The 19,264-nt window shown below is 44.9% G+C and carries 23 protein-coding genes and 1 other annotated feature; of the genes, 21 read left to right on the top strand and 2 right to left on the bottom strand.

What is annotated here, in order from left to right; translation table 11 throughout:
* Window positions 1–269: 269 nt before the first annotated feature.
* Window positions 270–1,865, bottom strand: a complete 1,596-nt coding sequence (gene serA, locus AC4E8D_RS19995; RefSeq protein ID WP_047843574.1) for a phosphoglycerate dehydrogenase — start codon at window positions 1,863–1,865, stop codon at window positions 270–272.
* A 199-nt stretch (window positions 1,866–2,064) separates the two neighbouring features.
* Window positions 2,065–2,295 (bottom strand) — a binding site (T-box leader).
* A gap of 336 nt (window positions 2,296–2,631) precedes the next feature.
* Between serA and AC4E8D_RS19990 the strand changes: the two genes are divergently transcribed.
* The 3 genes from AC4E8D_RS19990 to AC4E8D_RS19980 are packed head-to-tail and all read left to right on the top strand — an operon-like array spanning window position 2,632 to window position 4,501.
* Window positions 2,632–3,225: a CPBP family intramembrane glutamic endopeptidase gene (locus tag AC4E8D_RS19990; RefSeq protein WP_036607728.1), complete on the top strand. Its 594-nt coding sequence runs from the start codon at window positions 2,632–2,634 to the stop codon at window positions 3,223–3,225.
* Window positions 3,222–3,674 carry a hypothetical protein gene (locus AC4E8D_RS19985; protein ID WP_221820294.1) on the top strand — a complete coding sequence of 151 codons (453 nt, stop codon included), beginning with the start codon at window positions 3,222–3,224 and terminating at the stop codon, window positions 3,672–3,674. Before AC4E8D_RS19990 ends, AC4E8D_RS19985 begins: the two co-directional genes overlap by 4 nt.
* Window positions 3,675–3,727: 53 nt before the next feature.
* Window positions 3,728–4,501 carry a metallophosphoesterase gene (locus tag AC4E8D_RS19980; RefSeq protein WP_490205145.1) on the top strand — a complete coding sequence of 258 codons (774 nt, stop codon included), beginning with the start codon at window positions 3,728–3,730 and terminating at the stop codon, window positions 4,499–4,501.
* A gap of 45 nt (window positions 4,502–4,546) precedes the next feature.
* Here AC4E8D_RS19980 and AC4E8D_RS19975 read toward each other — a convergent pair whose 3' ends face one another.
* Entirely contained in the window at window positions 4,547–5,443 is an 897-nt protein-coding gene (locus AC4E8D_RS19975) for a polysaccharide deacetylase family protein (RefSeq protein ID WP_490205144.1), read from the bottom strand.
* Between the two features lie 94 nt (window positions 5,444–5,537).
* On the opposite strand from AC4E8D_RS19975, the gene AC4E8D_RS19970 reads away from it, so the two are divergent.
* From AC4E8D_RS19970 to AC4E8D_RS19885, 18 genes are all read left to right on the top strand, one after another.
* Entirely contained in the window at window positions 5,538–5,891 is a 354-nt protein-coding gene (locus AC4E8D_RS19970; RefSeq protein ID WP_221820297.1) for a hypothetical protein, read from the top strand.
* Window positions 5,892–6,078: 187 nt separating this feature from the next.
* Window positions 6,079–6,693 carry a genetic competence negative regulator gene (locus tag AC4E8D_RS19965; protein WP_339177534.1) on the top strand — a complete coding sequence of 205 codons (615 nt, stop codon included), beginning with the start codon at window positions 6,079–6,081 and terminating at the stop codon, window positions 6,691–6,693.
* Window positions 6,694–6,736: 43 nt separating this feature from the next.
* Entirely contained in the window at window positions 6,737–7,432 is a 696-nt protein-coding gene (gene prsW / locus AC4E8D_RS19960; RefSeq protein WP_237174690.1) for a glutamic-type intramembrane protease PrsW, read from the top strand.
* A gap of 114 nt (window positions 7,433–7,546) precedes the next feature.
* Entirely contained in the window at window positions 7,547–7,717 is a 171-nt protein-coding gene (locus tag AC4E8D_RS19955; protein WP_165980215.1) for a hypothetical protein, read from the top strand.
* 121 nt (window positions 7,718–7,838) lie between these two features.
* Complete coding sequence (ypeB, locus tag AC4E8D_RS19950) at window positions 7,839–9,185, top strand: germination protein YpeB (RefSeq protein ID WP_490205143.1); 1,347 nt, start codon at window positions 7,839–7,841, stop codon at window positions 9,183–9,185.
* A 148-nt stretch (window positions 9,186–9,333) separates the two neighbouring features.
* On the top strand, window positions 9,334–9,987 hold the full coding sequence (locus AC4E8D_RS19945; RefSeq protein ID WP_076209903.1) for a flagellar brake protein: 654 nt from the start codon (window positions 9,334–9,336) through the stop codon (window positions 9,985–9,987).
* A gap of 63 nt (window positions 9,988–10,050) precedes the next feature.
* Window positions 10,051–10,275 (top strand): hypothetical protein, encoded by a 225-nt coding sequence (locus tag AC4E8D_RS19940; protein ID WP_490205142.1) that lies wholly within the window; start codon window positions 10,051–10,053, stop codon window positions 10,273–10,275.
* Between the two features lie 103 nt (window positions 10,276–10,378).
* Window positions 10,379–11,083: a (d)CMP kinase gene (cmk, locus tag AC4E8D_RS19935; RefSeq protein WP_405117909.1), complete on the top strand. Its 705-nt coding sequence runs from the start codon at window positions 10,379–10,381 to the stop codon at window positions 11,081–11,083.
* Window positions 11,080–11,667: a lysophospholipid acyltransferase family protein gene (locus AC4E8D_RS19930; RefSeq protein WP_076209906.1), complete on the top strand. Its 588-nt coding sequence runs from the start codon at window positions 11,080–11,082 to the stop codon at window positions 11,665–11,667. The genes cmk and AC4E8D_RS19930 overlap by 4 nt, the downstream gene beginning before the upstream one ends.
* Window positions 11,668–11,809: 142 nt before the next feature.
* On the top strand, window positions 11,810–13,024 hold the full coding sequence (rpsA, locus tag AC4E8D_RS19925; RefSeq protein WP_036607712.1) for a 30S ribosomal protein S1: 1,215 nt from the start codon (window positions 11,810–11,812) through the stop codon (window positions 13,022–13,024).
* A 185-nt stretch (window positions 13,025–13,209) separates the two neighbouring features.
* Window positions 13,210–14,532, top strand: coding sequence for a ribosome biogenesis GTPase Der (gene der / locus AC4E8D_RS19920; protein ID WP_076209907.1), 1,323 nt, complete (start codon window positions 13,210–13,212; stop codon window positions 14,530–14,532).
* 11 nt (window positions 14,533–14,543) lie between these two features.
* Window positions 14,544–15,167: a glycerol-3-phosphate 1-O-acyltransferase PlsY gene (gene plsY, locus AC4E8D_RS19915; protein WP_221820302.1), complete on the top strand. Its 624-nt coding sequence runs from the start codon at window positions 14,544–14,546 to the stop codon at window positions 15,165–15,167.
* The gene (locus tag AC4E8D_RS19910) at window positions 15,160–16,200 is read left to right on the top strand and encodes an NAD(P)H-dependent glycerol-3-phosphate dehydrogenase (protein ID WP_221820303.1); all 1,041 of its coding nucleotides are present in this window, start codon (window positions 15,160–15,162) and stop codon (window positions 16,198–16,200) included. The genes plsY and AC4E8D_RS19910 overlap by 8 nt, the downstream gene beginning before the upstream one ends.
* 103 nt (window positions 16,201–16,303) lie before the next feature.
* A complete protein-coding gene (locus tag AC4E8D_RS19905; protein ID WP_145322508.1) occupies window positions 16,304–16,579 on the top strand; it encodes a stage VI sporulation protein F in 276 nt (91 codons plus the stop codon).
* A 173-nt stretch (window positions 16,580–16,752) separates the two neighbouring features.
* Window positions 16,753–16,932 (top strand): DUF2768 family protein, encoded by a 180-nt coding sequence (locus AC4E8D_RS19900; protein ID WP_017687688.1) that lies wholly within the window; start codon window positions 16,753–16,755, stop codon window positions 16,930–16,932.
* Between the two features lie 83 nt (window positions 16,933–17,015).
* Window positions 17,016–17,633: a hypothetical protein gene (locus AC4E8D_RS19895; RefSeq protein WP_221820304.1), complete on the top strand. Its 618-nt coding sequence runs from the start codon at window positions 17,016–17,018 to the stop codon at window positions 17,631–17,633.
* 17 nt (window positions 17,634–17,650) lie between these two features.
* A complete protein-coding gene (locus tag AC4E8D_RS19890) occupies window positions 17,651–18,001 on the top strand; it encodes a 2Fe-2S iron-sulfur cluster-binding protein (RefSeq protein ID WP_017687690.1) in 351 nt (116 codons plus the stop codon).
* Window positions 18,002–18,047: 46 nt separating this feature from the next.
* Complete coding sequence (locus AC4E8D_RS19885) at window positions 18,048–18,827, top strand: DUF3939 domain-containing protein (protein ID WP_221820305.1); 780 nt, start codon at window positions 18,048–18,050, stop codon at window positions 18,825–18,827.
* The last annotated feature ends 437 nt before the right edge of the window (window positions 18,828–19,264 follow it).

Here is a 19,264-nt window from a genome sequence, read left to right as displayed (position 1 = left end):
TTGAACTCATATGAGATTGGTGCATTTGATTGTCGAGAAACCCAGATCAATTTTAGATCTTGGGTTTCTCTTTCTTTCCAGGTAGTAGTGGTCAATCCTATATTAGGTGTTTGGGACGACCGAAAGAGTCAGTTCCGCACGGCCAGAAGTATCACTCACCATTATCAAATTAACTTTAAAATTGAAATGAAGACGCAATTTACTTAGCGACAAAAAAGACGGAACCACGAGGGCCCCGTCTCTCCTTATACATTTAAAAATATGTTTGATTATTCCAGAACAATTTCAACAGCAGTATTGATTTCTGGCAGCGCAGCAAGCTGCACAAGCACATCTTTTGGAACAGCTTTATCTACGGTCAGAATCATGATCGCTGCACCACCAATAATTTTACGTCCAACTTGCATGGAGGCGATGTTGACATCGTTTTGTCCAAGTAGGGTTCCTACACGCCCGATAATACCTGGTTTATCATTATGTGAGATCAAAATTTGATGACTTTCCGGAGCGATATCTACCGGGAATTTGTCCAGACGAACAATACGTTCTCCATAACCTGCAAGCAATGTACCTGCTACACGGCGTTCCTCAGCATCCTGAGTTGTAACCAATGTTACGGTAATCAGGTTAGTAAATCCTTTAGTTGTTGAGGTTTGGCTTACAACCACATTCAGATCACGGATTTTGGCCAGATGCATGGAGTTAACGATGTTGGCTTCCCCACCCAAATGTCTGGCGAGAATCCCTTTCACAATGTAACGTGTGAGAGGAGAAGTATCTACTTCAGAAAGTTCACCAGCATAGTCGATCCGAATCTCTTGCACTGCATTTTGTGTAATCTGTGCTGCAAAACTACCCAACGTTTCACCCAGTTTGAAATACGGCTGCAATTTGTTCATCACGGTTGGTGCAACAGCAGGCATGTTAACTGCGTTCTTGAACGGTTCATTGCGCAGAATATGAAGAACTTGTTCCGATACATCGATAGCCACGTTCTCTTGTGCTTCTACTGTGGATGCACCAAGGTGAGGCGTAACGATAATGCTTGGGTGATTCAGGAACGGGTGATCAGCGGCTGGCGGCTCGCTTTCAAATACGTCAAATGCTGCACCAGCAACAATACCTTGATCAATGGCTTCCACAAGTGCCATCTCGTCAACTACACCACCACGGGCACAGTTGATGATACGCATGCCTTTTTTCATCACTTCGAATTGTGGACGTGAAATCATATGCCGTGTTTCCGGTGTTAATGGCGTGTGAACGGTCATGAAGTCCGCATTGCGAATGATATCATCTACACTAGCAAGTTTCACTTGCAGCTTCTCGGCACGCTCCTCCGTGAGGAACGGGTCGTAAGCAAGAATGTCCATTCCGAATGCTTTGGCGCGCTTTGCAACTTCACTACCGATCCGTCCCATACCCAGTACACCGAGCGTTTTATTTCTTAATTCCACACCCAGGAAGGTTTTACGATCCCACGTACCCTGAATTGTTTTGGCGTAGGCCTGAGGAATGTGTCGTGCCAATGCCATCATCATGGCAAACGTGTGCTCACAGGTTGTGATGGTATTGCCATCAGGTGCATTAATAACGATGATACCGCGCTGTGTAGCAGCTTCCAGATCAATGTTATCTACACCAACACCTGCACGTCCGATCACCTTAAGGTTGGTACCAGCCGTCATAATACGATCTGTAACACGAGTCTGGCTGCGAACCAAGAGGGCATCATAATCACCAATAATGGCAACAAGTTCATCTTCACTAAGACCGGTTTTCTTCTCAACAACAACATCATTTGCATCCACCAGTTGCTGGATTCCCAGATCACTGATTGGGTCCGACACTAACACTTTGTACATGGTTTCTTCCTCCTTAGGTATGTGTATCTATATCGTCAAGGTCTGACCTCAGCGAAGAGGTATTCCTTAAAACCAGGTTGATTCTTCCGCCCAACAACGCGGTGTCGCAACAGAGGGGGAAGGTGAAGCAAATAGAGTGATCCCACAGATATCCTTTAAAATAAATCAAAAAACTCTCAATCCACATACTGCTTGCGCAATAAGGGACGAGAGTTGTCGTGGTACCACCCTAATTCACCGCCGTTTCGCAACGACAGTCTTAGCGGTCAATGAAGACCGAAGAGGATAACGGGTCTAAACCGATTGCACCTACTCCAATTTCAATGCAATAACTCAGGAGCGCTCAAGACCATTTGCCTGCCACCGATTCACACCTACCATCGGCTCTCTGTAAGACGAAGCAACGTCTTTTTTCCATCATCGTGTTTAACGTGACTAATTTTTTCATAATGTATCATGGCTGACATGAGCATGTCAATAGGCTTAAATGTTTTAAAATGTTTTGCAGATGTCTTTAGATTCACACATAAACAGAGTCACCATAAGTAATACAATAGTTAATATACCTTCGACAAGAAGATGGAAAGTAAGCTGTTTGGTGAACTGAATTTTACTGCTTTAATGAAGTAATGGTGCGGACATAAAACCAGGACTAGGGGCAGGCCTTGAACCTAATTGGTTTTTTGGCTATCATTTAGTATACTATCCGATTGGACAACGTAATTGTTATCCATCAAATTTAAACTCAAGAGGACAGACGCATCCGATGAAAAAATTCAAGTTTCCCAAGTTCAAGATTCAAAAGGCTGAGCCACAGCAGCTTACCGAGCGTTTGCTTTTAATCAATCTATACTTTACACAAGGTCTGACACTGATTATCGGAGTTGTGTGGATCTTATTGCAGAAACGAAACTTGTTAGATGTACTCGCATGGCCTGACAATTACCAATTTATATGGTGGGGTCTTGGTCTTGCAGGAATTATGCTTGTTATGGACTTGGTACTGTCGTATGTTATACCTCAGGAAAGCATGGATGACGGTGGAATTAACGAGATGCTGTTCCGTGGGCGTCCGATCTGGCACATTGTATGCATAGCAGCCATTGTTGCAGTGTGTGAGGAATTATTATTCCGTGGAGCCATCCAACATGCCATCGGTCCTTACTGGACAAGTATTTTATTCGCAGTTATCCATATTCGTTATTTGCGCCACTGGATTCCAACAGGCTGGGTGTTTGTCTCAAGTTATGGATTGGGTTGGATTTACTTGCAGTCCGGCACATTATGGGCGCCTATATTATGTCACTTTATTATTGATTTGGTGTCCGGATTAGCGATACGTTTTCGGAGGGGATCATGAATCAGCCATTAAGTAGAATGAAGACATATGGCAGTCAGCGCCATCGTCAATCGGATAAAAAAGAGAAATCCGAGCGTCAGGTGGCTTCTCAAGTAAGCATCGTTGCTGAAACGGCAGCAGCTGCTGAGGTTGGCGGAATCACACCAATTACTTCCGTTTCTTTACCTAGATCACAGCGCAAGCCCTATACAGAAAAGCTGGAAAGTCCAGTACTTCCTCAAAGGGCACCATCACGCTCCAAAAAAACGTCAACATCAACGGAAGAATCGATCCCCGAAGCGGGTTCACTTCCTACACGAACAGAGTTGCATCCTTCACGTCGGTTAAAATTGAGCAAGAGGTTTGTCAATTCACTCATTTTTATTTTTGTCATGTTAACGATTAGTCTGGTTTGGTGGGGGGTTGAAGGGGCACCCGCTCTGAATACGTTCCTTCCCTTGCCGTGGTAATGCTTTTACTCACAGGTTTTATCATTTTGATGGGAGTTTTACTTTTTTTTCATATGTGGCGTGAAGCCCGCGTTCATCAAATAATTGAAGAAGAGGTTGAAGTGCCTCATCTGCCAACATCCTTTGACGGGGCTAAGATTTTGTATGTATCCGACACGCACAAGCGCAAGCTGAACCAGAAGGATCTGGAAAACGTTAAAAACAAGGTGGACTGGGTTCTCATCGGCGGGGATGTTGCGGAAAAAGGAATTTCATGGTCTCTAGTTAGACATAACATGAAAATTTTATCGAACATTGCTCCTTCATTTACGGTGTATGGCAACCATGACAAGAGGGCTGGTACCGCTCAACTTGCGCGAATTCTTCGTGAATCGGACGTTAAACTCCTGCAGGATAATGTGGAATATCTGCAAAGGGGCGATGACAGACTGAGTCTGATCGGCATAGACTACCGTTCCAAACAGGGCGATGTATTACTACAGCAGATCGGTAACCGTTTTTGCAAAATTGCTATCGTTCATGATCCTTTGCAGGCCCTTCGCTTGGAAGAAAATGCAGATCTTATTTTAAGCGGTCATACACATGGCGGACAATTGGTTGTACCATTTTTCGGACCTGTGTTCCTTGGAAAATCGTATCGTCCCGTATCGAATGGGTGGTACTCCCTGAAGCGAAGTCCGGAGGACATTCACCAAGGAGGCAAAATGCTTGTTAGCAGAGGATACGGTACAAATCATCTTCCTCTCCGACTAGGTTGTCCTGCGGAGATGCATATGATCACGTTAAGAGTGCCCGCGGAAAAAGCACTCACAGCGAAACAGCCTTGATCCATTGGATCAAGGCTGTTTTATTTTATTGCACAAGATTACAATTTAACGAGCTTCCAATTCAATTGTACGCGGATCAACAAAGGAATAACCTTTCTTCTCGAGCTTGGTCAGCAATTCATCCAATGCTTCAACCGTCCATGGCAACTCGTGCATCAAAATATTGCTTCCGGGATTTAACTGGTCCAGTACATTTTGGATGACTTTTTCCGGTTTGTCTTTGGTGCTTTTATCCCAATCGAGCGAACCATTAGACCAAGTCATATATAACATGCCATTTTTCTTCACAGCAGCCTTCAGTGCATCATTTCCCGAACCAAAAGGTGGACGGAAGAATTGCGGTTCCACACCAATGGTATCCTTCACTATTTTTTGGACATCTGTAACCTGTTTTGCCGCCTCAGCGTTGGACATTTTTTTGAGATCCTCATGATCCCAGGCATGATTGCCTACAATCTGACCCCGTTCATGTATGAGTTTGAGCAATTCCGGATGGCTTTTCACCCGATATCCATTGACGAAAAATATCGCTTTAGCGTTATGTTTATCTAAAGTGTCGATCAGTGAAGTAATCATTTTTTCTTCTTTGGGCCCATCATCAAATGTTAACAAGACGACCTTGTTTGGGCTCTCTTCATCGTTTGGTTTAATATAATAATTTTCATTCATGTGATACGTCTTTTCCACTTTCTCTTCTGTAGAAACCTTCTCCGAAGATTCAGGTTTTTCTTCAGTCGCAGTTGAATCTTCCGTTGAAGGCTCGGGTACAACAGTTCCGGGTTTTCCTGTTTCAGATGGGTTAGAGTTACCTTGCTCTTCTTGAAGCGTGGTAGTTGATTCGCCCGCTGGTGCGGAATTATCAGATGTTTTTTCTTCCGCTGTCCCACAAGCTGACAGCAGCAAACTTGCAGCAATGATCAATGCGGCTGTATGTCTGAACATGATTTCAACTCACTTTCCTGTATTTATACGGAATGAGATCGCTCACTACCGCAAACACTAAATATGATTTTAACACTTGAAGGAGGTTGGTGTAATGAAGACGTCATCCTTTTTTTGGGGCATTGTCATTGGTGTTGCAGCCAGTTCATGGCTGTCCAAAGGCAGATTGCCCATGATGTCATCGGGTTCATCACGTAACATGATGGATCAGGCAAAACATAAGATGATGGAAATGACTTTCCCGGGTATGGACGGGTTCACAAGCAAGCAAAATCAACATGGTGAATCCCACAAAAATCCGGCAGCAAAGACCGCAAGAGCAATCACACCGCAGGAAAAAGAAGCGAATATGAGTATGCTCAAAGATTTTATTCGCACCAATCCGGATGTGAAGCATGAAGTTGAGCAAATTTTAAGTCAAACAAACACAACAGTACCGGGTTTATAAACCAAAACCTCCAATTAGAATCATCCACAGTCTAGATTGGCTGTGGAATGATTCTTTTTTTGTCGATTTTACTTCGTGCATTTAGAGGTATAAAATGATAACATAACTACATAGATTTATTTTCAGCACATATTGTTTTGTGCTTCATAATCTGTTATAAGACTTGCTTATAAAGGGGAGATCCTGTATGAAAATAGAACGACTAAGTCACGATAAGATACGGATTTTCCTGACCTTTGACGATCTGAGCGAGCGCGGAATACAAAAAGAAGATATGTGGCAGGAAATACCTAAGGTTCATGAACTGTTCACTGAAATGATGGATCAGGCCTATTCCGAACTTGGATTTGATGCCACAGGTCCACTCGCTGTCGAAGTATTCGCACTTCCCGCTCAAGGGATGGTTGTCATTGTCACACGAGGAAAATATGATCCGCAACAATATGGTTCAGGTCATGAAGATGATCTTCCTGAAGAAGTATATGAAATGGAAGTTACACTCGAGCAAAGCGATTCCATCGTTTATGCATTCAAGGACTTTGAAGTGCTCATTGAAGCTGCACATATGTTGCGTCAGCATGTTACGGATGCTGGGAGACTTTATTCTTATAAAGACAAGTGGTTCTTGCATTTGGAGCCAGATGAGGTAGATACCACCAAACATGCGGCATTGATTGCCTTGCTTGCTGAGTTTGGCGAAGGCTCCTCAGTTACTCCGGCAGTTATGGAAGAGTATGGTAAGGTTGTTATTCCTGCACAAGCGATTGATGTTATCTGCACCCACTTCAAACGCCAGGATTAATCTCTAGTTGTAATCGCGTCTTTAGTCAGAGGAGGGAATTTCGGTGCTTTTGTTTTCGGTCTTAGCGGCAGCAGTTGCTCCGGGTCTCGCCTTGTTAACATACTTTTACCTGAAAGACCGTTATGATTATGAGCCACTTCATATGGTATTGCGGGTTTTCCTCATGGGAATTCTGATGGTACTGCCTGTGATGATTATTCAGCGTGGCATGATGATATGGCTCGGGGATAATCCTTATCTTGAGGCCATTATGATCTCAGGTGGTGTGGAGGAATTCGTTAAATGGTTCGTACTTTATCATATCATCTATAATCACACCGAATTTGATGAGCCGTATGACGGGATCTTATATGCAGTCGCTGTTTCACTTGGATTTGCCACTGTTGAGAATGTGTTGTATGCCTTTGCGGGGAATGCATCCGTCTCAGCCATGTTCCTTCGGGCACTGCTCCCTGTTTCAGGGCACGCTATGTTTGCGGTAATCATGGGTTATTATATGGGTAAAGCCAAGTTTATCGGTGGTAAGAAAAAGCGGTGGTATCTGGTTCTTTCTCTGGTATTACCTTTTTTCTGGCATGCATTGTACGATGTCATCATGAACACCATGGTGAATCATTGGTTGTGGTTTATAGCGCCGCTAATGGCGGGCCTGTGGTATGGGGCAATGGGTAAAATCACACGAGCTAATAACCGTTCTCCTTTTCGTTTTGTGAAGCGGGAGGAAGAGGTTAAATTATAAAAATACGGACACACTGGTGGACATAAAGCGCATATTGCGCCTATGGCTCCGGTGTGTTTTTATTTTTACAGATAAACTCCCGGGGAATGACCAACAGAAACGGAGATCGTTGTGATGAGAATTAAAATTAAAATCAGATGCAAACAATGCGGTGAACGATTTACATTACGAGGCAAGAAAGAACGGGGCAGGATTGAGACGGGATTCAAGCAGTGCCTCTGTGATAACAGAGACCAGTTCGAAATTGAAGAAGAGGGCATGGCAACTGGGATTCAGTTGAATTAAAAGGAGGACCCAAAAGGGACTTTAGCAGCCTGCTTGTGTGAGGACTGGAAATCGCATGCATAAGAGATCTTTCTTCGATCCACAATAGAGGTAGTGGTTTAGAAGAAAGGAGACTCTACGGATGTATAAACGTTTAAGTTCAGTTATGTTTCCGATATTTGCGGTTCTGCTGGTCGGTGCGCTCGTGTGGGGTTATCAGGAGAATCAGGAGAAGAATGCAATTCTGATCAAGGCAGAGAACCAATATCAGCGTGCCTTTCACGATTTATCTTTTCATATGGACAAATTGCATTCGGAGATTGGTAACACCTTGGCGGTTCACTCTACATCACAGGGGATGCATCGCAAAGGTTTGATGAATGTATGGCGACTCACCAGTGAAGCGCAGAATGAGATCAACCAACTGCCACTCACCATGCTGCCATTTAACGAGACAGAGGAGTTTCTCTCACGTATTTCCAACTTTGCCTACCGGGCGTCGATGCGTGATTTGACGAACGAACCGCTAAGTGAGAAGGAAATGGGCAACCTGAAGAAGCTGTATCAGAATTCATCCGAGATTACCAAGAATCTGCAGGATGTGCAGCAGAAAGTCTTGACGGACCGATTGCGCTGGATGGATGCAGAGACTGCCATGGCAACACAAGAGCAAACCATGGACAACACGATCGTTGATGGTTTTCGTACTGTGAACAAAAAGGTACAGGAATACCCGGAGCTTGATTGGGGTCCTTCCGTATCCAATATCTATGCAAAACGATCAGTAAAGAAACTGGGCGGTTTGCCGGTGACCAAAGAACAGATCCAGAGCAAGGCTGCAAAATTTTCTGATGCGGATAGTAGCAAAATCCAAGTGCAGGAGAACGGCAAAGGAACAGACTGGGAGTCCTACACTGCCACGATTGATCATGCCAACAATGGCAAACTGATGATGGATTTCACCCGTAATGGCGGAATGCTGATCTCTTACAGTGATACGCGTCCAATCGGAACCAAAAAAGTGTCTCGTCAGAATGCCATGGCTAAAGCAGATCAATTCCTAATGAACAAAGGTTATAAGGATATGAAGGCCGTAAACTACGATGAATATGGTAATCTGGGTAACCTTACTTATGTACGTAAGCAAGGAGACACTTTGATCTATCCTGAGAAAATGTCAGTTCGTGTAGGTTTGGATACAGGTGAAGTAACCGGCTTCCAGGCGAGTGACTTTGTCTACGAACATAATGACAAGCGCAAAATTCCGAAAGCAACTCTTACGGAGCAACAGGCGCGGAAAAAGCTTAACTCGGAGTTCGAAGAAAATTATGTTCGCAAATCCCTGATTGAGAATGATTACAGCAAAGAAGTATTGTGTTATGAATTCGGAGGGAAAATTAACGGTTCTCGTTACCGGATATACATTAATGCAAATACAGGAATGGAAGAAGCGGTTGAAGAGATCAAACCGGTCAATGCAACCTCATAAAAAGGTGGATAATCTGAATTTTAAGCTGAGCGAATAACTGCGGCAGACCACGATGTGGTCTGTTTTTTTCTTGTTCAATGTGAGAAAGGTCATGGTATAATAGTCCTCGTACATACGAAGATAAATACATAAAGTGGCGGTGAACAGCTTGTTTCCTAAAATAAATGAAATTTTATACATCCAGATTGCTTCTGCAGATGAAAAAGAGGAACACAAAGAATACAAATCACGCATTGCAGATATGGATGACACCAGTTTTCTGATTGAGGTCCCGATGCAACAAGGAAGCAGCCGTCTGAAAAGGCTCTTTTTCGGAGAGGAATTGTCGATTTCATATATTACGGAGGATGGAGTCCGGCATTATTTTAATACCTATGTCACGGGATTTGAGGAAGATGTGGTCCGTCTTGTCCGTATCCGCAAACCGCTTCCGAGCGATATATCCAAAATACAACGGCGCAGCTTTCTTCGTGTTCACGCAAATCTCGAACTGGCCATCCAGAGTGAAGATCTGACCCGTGCTGTCGGATTGACTGAAGATATTGGTGGCGGTGGATTGTCCATCTACGGCGAAACAGGGTTTTCAATAGCTGAAGGTCAAAAATTGAAATGTTGGTTGCTGGTTCCCTACCGGAATTCAACCATTGAACATGTGAATTTTGAAGCTGAAGTTGTGCGGATCAAAACTCTGGAAACCGGCAGACAGCTATGCATGCTGAAGTTTGTGCAGATTTCAGATTCGGAGCGCCAAAAAATTATCAAGTTTTGTTTTGAACGGCAACTTGACTATCGCACGAAATAGGAATGTTGTGGCATAAGAAGAGGGAACTGCGGGTACCGTAATGAAAAAAACGGAGGTATTGCCTTGAATCATCGTCATGCAACCCGCAGATATGAACGACTTTATTATGTTTTCTCCAGGCGAATGGAACGAAAGGTTACGATTCTGATTACAGCCCTTCTAATCCTGCTTGTGGTATATCAATTGCTGCTGTTGGTACCAGGCTTCAAAAAGAATTTGACCACCATTGACCGCCTGGAAGGAACGCCAATTGAAGTGCAAACGATGAATGATTACGAACATCGTTGATTTGTCTGTTTTTGCATCCATGTGTAGAGTGTGGTATAATTTTCACGATGCAGGCAATGCCTGTTTTTTTATTGAGGTTTATCGTTTGAGGAGGAATGCCCCGTTGGCAAGCCAGAACACATCAGAGAACGGGAAAATGAACGTTGCAATTGACGGACCTGCCGGTGCCGGGAAAAGCACGGTGGCCCGATTGGTTGCAGAGGCGCTCGCGTATGTATACGTCGATACAGGCGCAATGTACCGTGCGGTAACCTTGCACATGCTTCGGAAAGATATTGCGCCGGAAGAAGTGGTACAGGTACTTCAGGAAGCCCAAAAGCTGGTCATTGATTTACAACCGGATCCCGACGGACAGAAAGTGTTCTGTAATGGGGAAGAAGTAACCTCGGAAATCCGCTCCCGTGAAGTGACGGGAATCGTGTCCCGATATGCGCAAATCGAGGGGCTGCGTACGCAATTAGTGGATACTCAGCGGCAAATGGCTTTGCGCAAGGGCGTCGTCATGGATGGACGCGATATCGGAACGACAGTACTGCCCGATGCGGAAGTGAAAATCTTTATGACTGCCAGTGTCGAAGAGCGTGCGCTTCGCCGCTTCAAAGAACTGGACCCCTCTGATGGACTGACGTTGCAACAGCTGGAGCGAGACATTGCCACCCGTGACAGATTGGATGAGAATCGGGAAATTTCCCCATTGCGTTGTGCTGAGGATGCTATCGTCCTTGATACAACGGAGATGAACATTCATGAAGTGGTTGACAAAATCGTATCTTATTGCACAATGGTCAGAGGAGAGATCGGTCTATGATTTACACATTTTGCAGCACATTACTGCGGATCATTTATACCATTCTTTTCCGCTTGGAGGCCGTTGGACGGGAGAATATTCCGAAAGAAGGCGGCGTACTTTTATGTTCCAATCATATTAGTAACTTCGATCCTCCAACCGTTGGTATCAAAATTCGCCGTCAGGTGCGTTTCATGGCCAAAAGCGAATTGTTTGACATTCCGGTACTCGGCCGAATTATTAAAGCCGTGGGTGCTTTCCCCGTTAAACGTGGAGGTGTCAGCAAGGAATCCATCAAAACCTCACTCAATATTTTGCGTGATGGTCAAGTGCTTGGAATCTTCCCCTCGGGAAGCCGTCACAATGATGGAGGTATCGGCAAAAAAGGGGCAGCGAGTTTTGCTCTCCGCAGTGGCGCTACAGTTATTCCTACTGCTATTATCGGTAACTACAAAGTTTTTCGTAAGATGAAAGTTGTATATGGAGCACCAGTAAGTTTGGACGAGTTCAAGGAAGACCCATCTGGAGAAGCTCTGGAGAAGGCGACTGAAAAGATTATGTCCAAGATTAACGAAATGGTGCAAACGGGCGTGCCAAGCAAGTAATGGCTTCGTCGGTAGCTGAGTGCATGTTTCCATATTTTTGAGGGAGACTAAAGCTTGAGCACTCAGTGATGAAAGTGTTTTGAACTCTGCTACAGGCAGGTTTGAATATAATGGGGTTTTTGAATTGAGGAGGGTATTTGACATGTCGGAAGAAATGAAAAATCAAGAAGCAACCCAAGATGAGTTGGATCAATTCGTTTCCTTGAAAAAAGGAGATACCGTAAAAGGAACCATCGTCAAATTGGAAGATAACCAAGCCTATGTGAGCATTGGATATAAATATGACGGTGTCATTCCAATTCGTGAACTGTCTTCATTACATGTTGACAGCGCGTCTGACGCAGTAGAAGTTGGACAAGAAGTTGAAGCTAAAGTTCTTAGCATCGACGACGAGAAAGAAAAACTCGTTCTGTCCAAACGTGCAATCGACAGCGAAAACGCATGGGATCAATTGCAAAAGCATTTTGAAGACCAAGACGTATTCGAAGTTGTTGTAGGTGATGTTGTTAAAGGCGGTCTGGTAGCAGACGTGGGCGTACGTGGATTTATCCCGGCTTCCATGGTTGAACGCCATTTCGTTGAAGACTTCAGCGACTACAAAGGACGCACACTGCGTGTTAAAGTGAAAGAGATCGACCGTGAGAACAACAAAGTGATCCTTTCCCAAAAAGACGTACTGGAGCAAGAATTCGAAGCAAACAAAGCTACAGTAATGGCTGGTTTGCAAGAAGGTCAAGTAATCGAAGGTACAGTACAACGTTTGACTCAATTCGGTGCATTCGTTGATGTGGGCGGAGTTGACGGTTTGGTTCACGTATCCGAGCTGGCTTGGACACACGTTGAAAAACCATCCGATGTACTGTCTGAAGGTGATAAAGTTAGTGTGAAAGTGCTGAAAGTTGACCCTGAAAAAGGTAAAATCAGCCTGAGCATGAAAGCTGTTCAACCAGGTCCTTGGGAAACAGCAAGCGAAAAATTCAATTCCAGCGATATCGTAACAGGTGTTGTAAAACGTCTGGTAGACTTCGGTGCATTTGTTGAAATCGCTCCTGGTGTTGAAGGACTTGTGCATATCTCGCAAATCTCTCACAAACACATCGGCACTCCTCATGAAGTGCTGAAAGAAGGACAGGAAGTTCAGGTTAAAATCTTGGACATGAACCCTTCTGAGCAACGTGTAAGCTTGAGCATCAAAGAAACAGAAGAAGCTCCAGCTCAACCACAAAAATCAGAAAGACCTTCAAGAAACAATGCTCCGCGTGAAGAAATTAACAATCCAAACGTTTCCTTGAACAATCAAGGTATGAGCACTACGCTTGGCGAACTGTTTGGAGACAAACTCAGCAAATTCAAATAAGTTAACAATGCATGGTTCTAAGTTATATACTGCATATTTTGCTGAATAACAAAAGCAAGATCGGCGAGCCCAAGGCGGGTTCGCCGATTGTTTTTATTGCGAGTAATTTGGCATGAAACGTTAGCCAAGACATATCTTTTTTGCTATGATGAGTATCGTAAGTATGGACAGGAGGAGTGGAATGTATGGCAAGACCCGTTGTGGCAATTGTCGGACGACCGAACGTGGGTAAATCCACCATTTTCAATCGGATCATCGGCGACAGACTGGCCATTGTGGAAGACAAGCCGGGCATTACCCGTGACCGCATATATGGAATCGGTGAATGGAACGGTAAACCATTTAGTATCATTGATACAGGTGGTATCGAAATTGATGGTGAAGATGTAATCTTAAAATCGATTCGGATGCAAGCAGAGCTCGCTATTGAAGAAGCGGATGTTATTGTATTCATGTGTGATGCAAAAGCAGGTATTACGCAATCGGATGAAGAGGTAGCAGAGATGCTCTACCGCTCAGGCAAGCCTATTGTTGTAGCCGTTAACAAAGTGGATAATATCGGACGAAGTGAGCTCATTTATGAGTTTTATGGATTTGGTTTCGGTGATCCTATCGGCGTATCCGGAAGTCACGGTACAGGTGTAGGTGATTTGCTTGATGCAATTGTGGAGAAGCTGCCAGAACTTGAGGAAGAGACTTACGATGAAGATGTCATTCGTGTAGCTCTGATCGGACGTCCTAATGTGGGTAAGTCTTCACTGGTGAACGCTATTCTGGGTGAAGAGCGTGTCATTGTAAGTGACGTGGCTGGAACGACCCGGGATGCAATTGATACACCTTTTGAAAAAGACGGCCAACGTTACGTGCTGATTGATACAGCAGGTATGCGTAAGCGTGGTAAAGTATATGAAACAACTGAGAAATACAGTGTAATGCGTGCGATGCGTGCGATTGAGCGTGCAGATGTTGTTCTGATTGTCATTAATGGTGAAGAAGGCATTATTGAACAGGACAAGCATATTGCAGGATATGCATTCGAAGCGGGTAAAGCGTCATTGTTTGTTGTGAACAAATGGGACGTGGTAGAGAAGCATGACAAGACGATGAAAGAGTTTGAGAGAAAAATTCGGGATCACTTCCTATTTATGACTTATGCTCCGGTCGTATTTTTGTCGGCTCTCACAAAACAACGCTTACAAAAACTGTTGCCGGTTGTGCAACGTGTAGCAGAGCAACACTCGTTACGTGTGCAGACACATCTGCTTAACGATGTGGTGTCTGATGCGGTTGCCATTAATCCTCCGCCAACAGATAAAGGACGGAGAATGAGAATTAACTATGTGACTCAGGTTGCAGTTAAACCACCGACCATGGTTATTTTTGTGAACGATCCTGAGTTGATGCACTTCTCATATGAGCGCTATCTGGAGAATAAAATCCGTGCAGCGTTTGATTTCGAAGGAACACCAATTCGCATATTTACTCGGAAGAAGTCCGACGAAAGTTAGGGGAGAAGTGTGTGATTTTACAAATCGCAGCGATTGTACTGAGTTATCTGCTCGGTTCGATCAGCTTTAGTGTCCTCCTTGCCAAAGCGATACGGGGGATCGATATTCGTCAGCACGGAAGCGGAAACGCGGGAGCTACCAATACATTGCGTATTTTGGGTAGAGGACCGGCAATTGCTGTTCTGTTACTTGACGTACTTAAAGGTGTTGCAGCTGTATGGATTGGAATCTGGCTGAGTGACGGTTCTGCCTGGATTCCTGCACTCAGTGGTATAGCAGCCATTGCAGGACATAACTGGCCGCTTTACTTCCATTTTCGTGGAGGAAAAGGCATTGCCACAGCCATTGGTGTTCTGGTGAGTCTTGCTTTCCTACCTGCGTTATGTGCTGGGGTGATCGCCATTCTGTCTATTGTATTGACACGCTATGTTTCATTGGGGTCTCTGATTTTTGTAGCATTTACACCCATCTTTATCCTGGTATTACCCGGATATTCAATGAATATCTTCTGGGGGAGTCTGATTATTTGTCTGTTTGCGTTCTGGAGACATCGTACCAATATTGCGAAGCTCGCCAAAGGACAGGAAAATAAATTGGGATCGAAAAACCCTGGAGGGGGTAAACGAGTTGTCTAAAAAAGTTGCTGTTCTGGTCGCTGGAAGCTGGGGGACAGCTCTGGCCAGTGTACTCGCCGCCAATCAGTTGGACGTGATGATGTGGACACGTGGTGAAGACCAGGCTAACGAAATCAATAACAAACACACCAATACTCGCTATCTTCCGGATGCGGAGCTTTCACCACGAATTCAAGCAACAACTGATATGGAAGCTGCGGTGGAAGGCGCTATAGCTGTGTTAATTGTTGCGCCTTCATCAGCCATGCGTGCAGTTACGAACCAGCTTAAGGCTTATTACAAGCCTGAGATGTTAGTCATTCATGCAACCAAAGGTTTCGAGACAGAAAGCCTCAAACGGATGTCCACAGTCATTTCAGAAGAGCTTGAATGTGAAGAAGGACGTGTTGTTGTTCTTTCTGGCCCAAGTCATGCGGAAGAAGTGGTGAAGCGTTGTCCAACGACAGTGGTTGTAGCTTCACTGGATAAGTCATCTGCCGAGGCGGCCCAAGCTTTGTTTATGAATGCTTATTTCCGTGTTTACACCAATCGTGACATGCTCGGTGTTGAACTGGCAGGCGCATTCAAAAATATCATTGCTCTTGGTGCAGGCATGTCCGATGGTCTTCAATTCGGTGATAATGCCAAAGCAGCGCTGTTGACCCGTGGTCTGGCGGAAATCACACGTATTGGTGTGGAGATGGGGGCAAATCCTTTAACGTTTTCAGGACTTGCCGGAATCGGGGATCTGGTTGTAACGGCTACAAGTCAGCACAGCCGTAACTGGAGAGCGGGTTCTATGTTGGGTCAGGGACAGAAGCTCGATGATGTCCTGAAGTCAATGGGCATGGTGGTGGAAGGCATTCGAACCACACAGGCAGCCTATTTCATCTCTCAAAAATACGGTGTGCAAATGCCGATTGCAGATCAGTTGTATCACGTTTTATTCCAAGAGAGACAGCCGCGTGATGCGGTTGAAGCCCTGATGGGACGTGACCCGAAGACCGAAATGGAAGTCATGAAGCTTGAAACCTGGGAGCAGTGGCATTCCTGATTGTTATCAGCCTAAACGCATCTTGTGAAATAAGGAGCTTATTCACCTTTTCTGTAGCGGACTCATACTATACACATGAGTATTGCCGGAGGAGGGGAGACGAATGGGTAACAACATTTCCAAAGATGCGCTGAATGCAATCAACAAAAAAACGGGTAAAACGATAACTGAGGGTGCCGTCAAGAAATTGGCAAGCACGGTGAAACCAACGACGATCCAGAATGAAGCTCAGTTGCGCCAATTGATCAAGCAAGTATCCGCCATGGCGAAAGTTCCGGTATCTGAGGATACGGTTAAGGATATTGTGAGTGCGGTCAAGAAAAGCGGATTGAATCCAAACAGTATGGAGTCGTTAATGAAAATGATGATGAAAAAATAATAGATCACACCTGCTTGTGCAGGTGATCCAGTAAGACAAAAAGACGAGTCGGCATCTGCCGGCTTGCTTTTTTGTCTTTTTTTTGGAAAGTTGAGCTGAATTTCATGTTATAATGGTTGCAATTGTCACAGTGTCAGTGATGAATATCGGACTGAAGGGGAGACTGCTGGATTATGAGCGCAATGGACAAGATGTGGCTGTCATTGGTGGCCATCCTCATTATGGGATTATCTGTATTCCTGATTACGTTTGCTCGTGCCAAAACAAAGGGGATTGTACGGGGGATTCTTTCTCTAATTGCATTTTTGATTATGCTGATTGGCTTTTTCGGTGGAATCGCTTCTCTGACCTGATTTCCCATGCCTGAAAGATAACATCCGCATAAGCACATCATAAGAACTGACACAATGAACACGGATGAGGGGAGTGTGAGCCTATGAGGCCGCATGATACGGAGGGTCGGACAGAGCGTTATCCGGAATTACACGCGGCTTTGCTGGAAACGGCCAAAGCTTGGAACACACAGCCGCAGACATGGTTACTTGGAGGAAGTTGTGGGTTGCTGCTTCAAGGGGTGGAGTTGCAACAGGCTCCGAGAGATATTGATATCTATGCGGATGTTGCCGCTGCTAAGGAACTTCACCGTAGCGCTCCGGGGGAAATGCTTGACGAGCCTACAGTGGACAAGACAGGACCGTATGCTTCTCTGCTGAGCCACTATCAGGTGGGTGAATGTGCGCTGGAACTGGTTGGTGGTTTCGAAATATGGGCTCGAAAAAGTTGGTACCGTATCGAGATTGAACATGTACTTGCTCTGCATGCACCAGTAGCACAAGTGGGTTCATATACCCTGCGACTGATGCCGCTTGCGCATGAGCTGTTGTTTAATCTGCTGCGAGGTCGTGAAGATCGTTATGTCCCCATTGCGACACAGATGCGCGAGCAGCCAGATGCACATCAACCTATAATGATGCTGTTAAGTCAACAGAATGTGTGGGCAAGTCGCTTCAGAGCCGAAGTGGAAGAGCTTGTTGGCTTTACATGGCCCCAGTAGGTTGAGGGAGGAAAATGATGGACTATAAAGTTACTTTTTTACCTATGAACAAATCGATAGCGCTCAAACCAGGGGTGACACTTCTGCATGCAGCACGACGTGCTGGAGTCAAGATTACGACCCGATGTGATGGTAAAGCGGCTTGCCTGATGTGCAAAGTGAATGTGGATGAAGAACATCGGGCGGAACTGTATCCACCAACAGATGCAGAAAAGCGCAAGCTGGGTTCTCTGTTGGAAGCAGGTACACGACTGTCCTGTCAGGCCAAGGTGTGTGGATCTCTATCGGTTCATGTTCCAGAGGACCCGCTGAAGGCAGCCATTCGGAAACAACTGGAACGTCAGCAACAGGAAGATGACTGGTTCTGAGCGTTATGAAATGGATTCTCTAATGAGTTATTCAAGGAGGACACGAATGATTAGGAACAAGCCAAAATGTGTGGAAGGAAGTGGACAGCAGCGTCTGAGACATCAGACGGGCAGTCTGCTGTTATTCCTGTTGTTTGCTTTTACAGCAAGTGGTTGTATGTATCCATCCCAGAGCAATTCGGACCCTAAGATAGCGTATCGGGAAAGCGTGAGCCGTATCCAGAGTGCGGTCGAGGCATTCCAGCAAGATGAGGGGATTTTGCCAATCATTAATGCAGATATGGAAACGCCTAAATATGAAAAGTTCAGAGTGGATTTGCCCAAGTTGAAACAACTGGGGTATCTGGATGAAATACCGGAGACTGCTTTTGAAAGTGGTGGGAGCGCTTACTTCCTTATTCAGGACGAAGAAGTGAATCCGACCGTTAAAGTGATGGACCTTCTGACCGTACAGAAAGTAAACGATGTGCAACGAATGGTTAATCAATATAAGTCCGTACATAACAATAAGCTGCCAAGCGGGGAAGAACTGTATCCGGGGTTATATGCTGTGGATATGGAGCTGGCTGCTCAGGCAGGTACTCCTTCCATTACGCTGAATAGTGTATATTCAGGTCAGGCGTTACCTTTTATGATGGATGACGAAGGCAAGGTCTATGTAGATTATGCTTTTGATATTATGCAGGCAGTGGACAAGTCTGACGTGTCTCCAGCAGAGACTGAAGATGTTCGGGATTTGCTGGTGGAACACTCCTACTTCGTACCTGTAAAATCCGTTTTCTACGCATGGCAAAATAATGCGCCGGTTGCCCAGCCAATAAAATAAGCATGATTGCAATTCAAATGGTTTAGCTGTATGACCACCATGCCTCTAATGGTTCAAAAAGAGATATTCCAAATAAGGGATATCTCTTTTTTCTTTGTCAGTATGAGCAATAACCGTCATAAAAGCTTCACGGATCACATAAAGTAGATTGAAATAAAGACGCGCAGTCCGAGATCGGGGGATTCTCCTAATGTCATCACCATAAGATAAAAAAACAAAAATACGCGTCATATTGCCGCATACGGATACATAAGATGATACTAGTCCAATTGCATGTACGAGTTAACGCCGCTCTCGCCGGTTTCATCAGAATGCAACGTTCGGCGGCGGACGACTTCCGGGCACTCACAAAGGCGGCTCTACCGTTGCAGGGATTTCAGTCTTCTGATTGAAAAAACGAAGCGGATGCTCTTTAGCATTTTTCCTTCGGAGTAATT

This window comes from Paenibacillus sp. SRL342 (assembly GCF_984798905.1).
This window is presented reverse-complemented; position numbering and strand designations above follow the sequence as displayed.

Bases quoted from the DNA above. Each gene is read 5' to 3' on its own strand.
- serA (WP_047843574.1), bottom strand. From the start codon at position 1,865: ATGTACAAAGTGTTAGTGTCGGACCCAATCAGTGATCTGGGAATCCAG.
- AC4E8D_RS19990 (WP_036607728.1), top strand. From the start codon at position 2,632: ATGAAAAAATTCAAGTTTCCCAAGTTCAAGATTCAAAAGGCTGAGCCA.
- AC4E8D_RS19985 (WP_221820294.1), top strand. From the start codon at position 3,222: ATGAATCAGCCATTAAGTAGAATGAAGACATATGGCAGTCAGCGCCAT.
- AC4E8D_RS19980 (WP_490205145.1), top strand. From the start codon at position 3,728: ATGTGGCGTGAAGCCCGCGTTCATCAAATAATTGAAGAAGAGGTTGAA.
- AC4E8D_RS19975 (WP_490205144.1), bottom strand. From the start codon at position 5,443: ATGTTCAGACATACAGCCGCATTGATCATTGCTGCAAGTTTGCTGCTG.
- AC4E8D_RS19970 (WP_221820297.1), top strand. From the start codon at position 5,538: ATGAAGACGTCATCCTTTTTTTGGGGCATTGTCATTGGTGTTGCAGCC.
- AC4E8D_RS19965 (WP_339177534.1), top strand. From the start codon at position 6,079: ATGAAAATAGAACGACTAAGTCACGATAAGATACGGATTTTCCTGACC.
- AC4E8D_RS19955 (WP_165980215.1), top strand. From the start codon at position 7,547: ATGAGAATTAAAATTAAAATCAGATGCAAACAATGCGGTGAACGATTT.
- ypeB (WP_490205143.1), top strand. From the start codon at position 7,839: ATGTATAAACGTTTAAGTTCAGTTATGTTTCCGATATTTGCGGTTCTG.
- AC4E8D_RS19930 (WP_076209906.1), top strand. From the start codon at position 11,080: ATGATTTACACATTTTGCAGCACATTACTGCGGATCATTTATACCATT.
- rpsA (WP_036607712.1), top strand. From the start codon at position 11,810: ATGTCGGAAGAAATGAAAAATCAAGAAGCAACCCAAGATGAGTTGGAT.
- der (WP_076209907.1), top strand. From the start codon at position 13,210: ATGGCAAGACCCGTTGTGGCAATTGTCGGACGACCGAACGTGGGTAAA.
- AC4E8D_RS19905 (WP_145322508.1), top strand. From the start codon at position 16,304: ATGGGTAACAACATTTCCAAAGATGCGCTGAATGCAATCAACAAAAAA.
- AC4E8D_RS19900 (WP_017687688.1), top strand. From the start codon at position 16,753: ATGAGCGCAATGGACAAGATGTGGCTGTCATTGGTGGCCATCCTCATT.
- AC4E8D_RS19895 (WP_221820304.1), top strand. From the start codon at position 17,016: ATGAGGCCGCATGATACGGAGGGTCGGACAGAGCGTTATCCGGAATTA.
- AC4E8D_RS19890 (WP_017687690.1), top strand. From the start codon at position 17,651: ATGGACTATAAAGTTACTTTTTTACCTATGAACAAATCGATAGCGCTC.
- AC4E8D_RS19885 (WP_221820305.1), top strand. From the start codon at position 18,048: ATGATTAGGAACAAGCCAAAATGTGTGGAAGGAAGTGGACAGCAGCGT.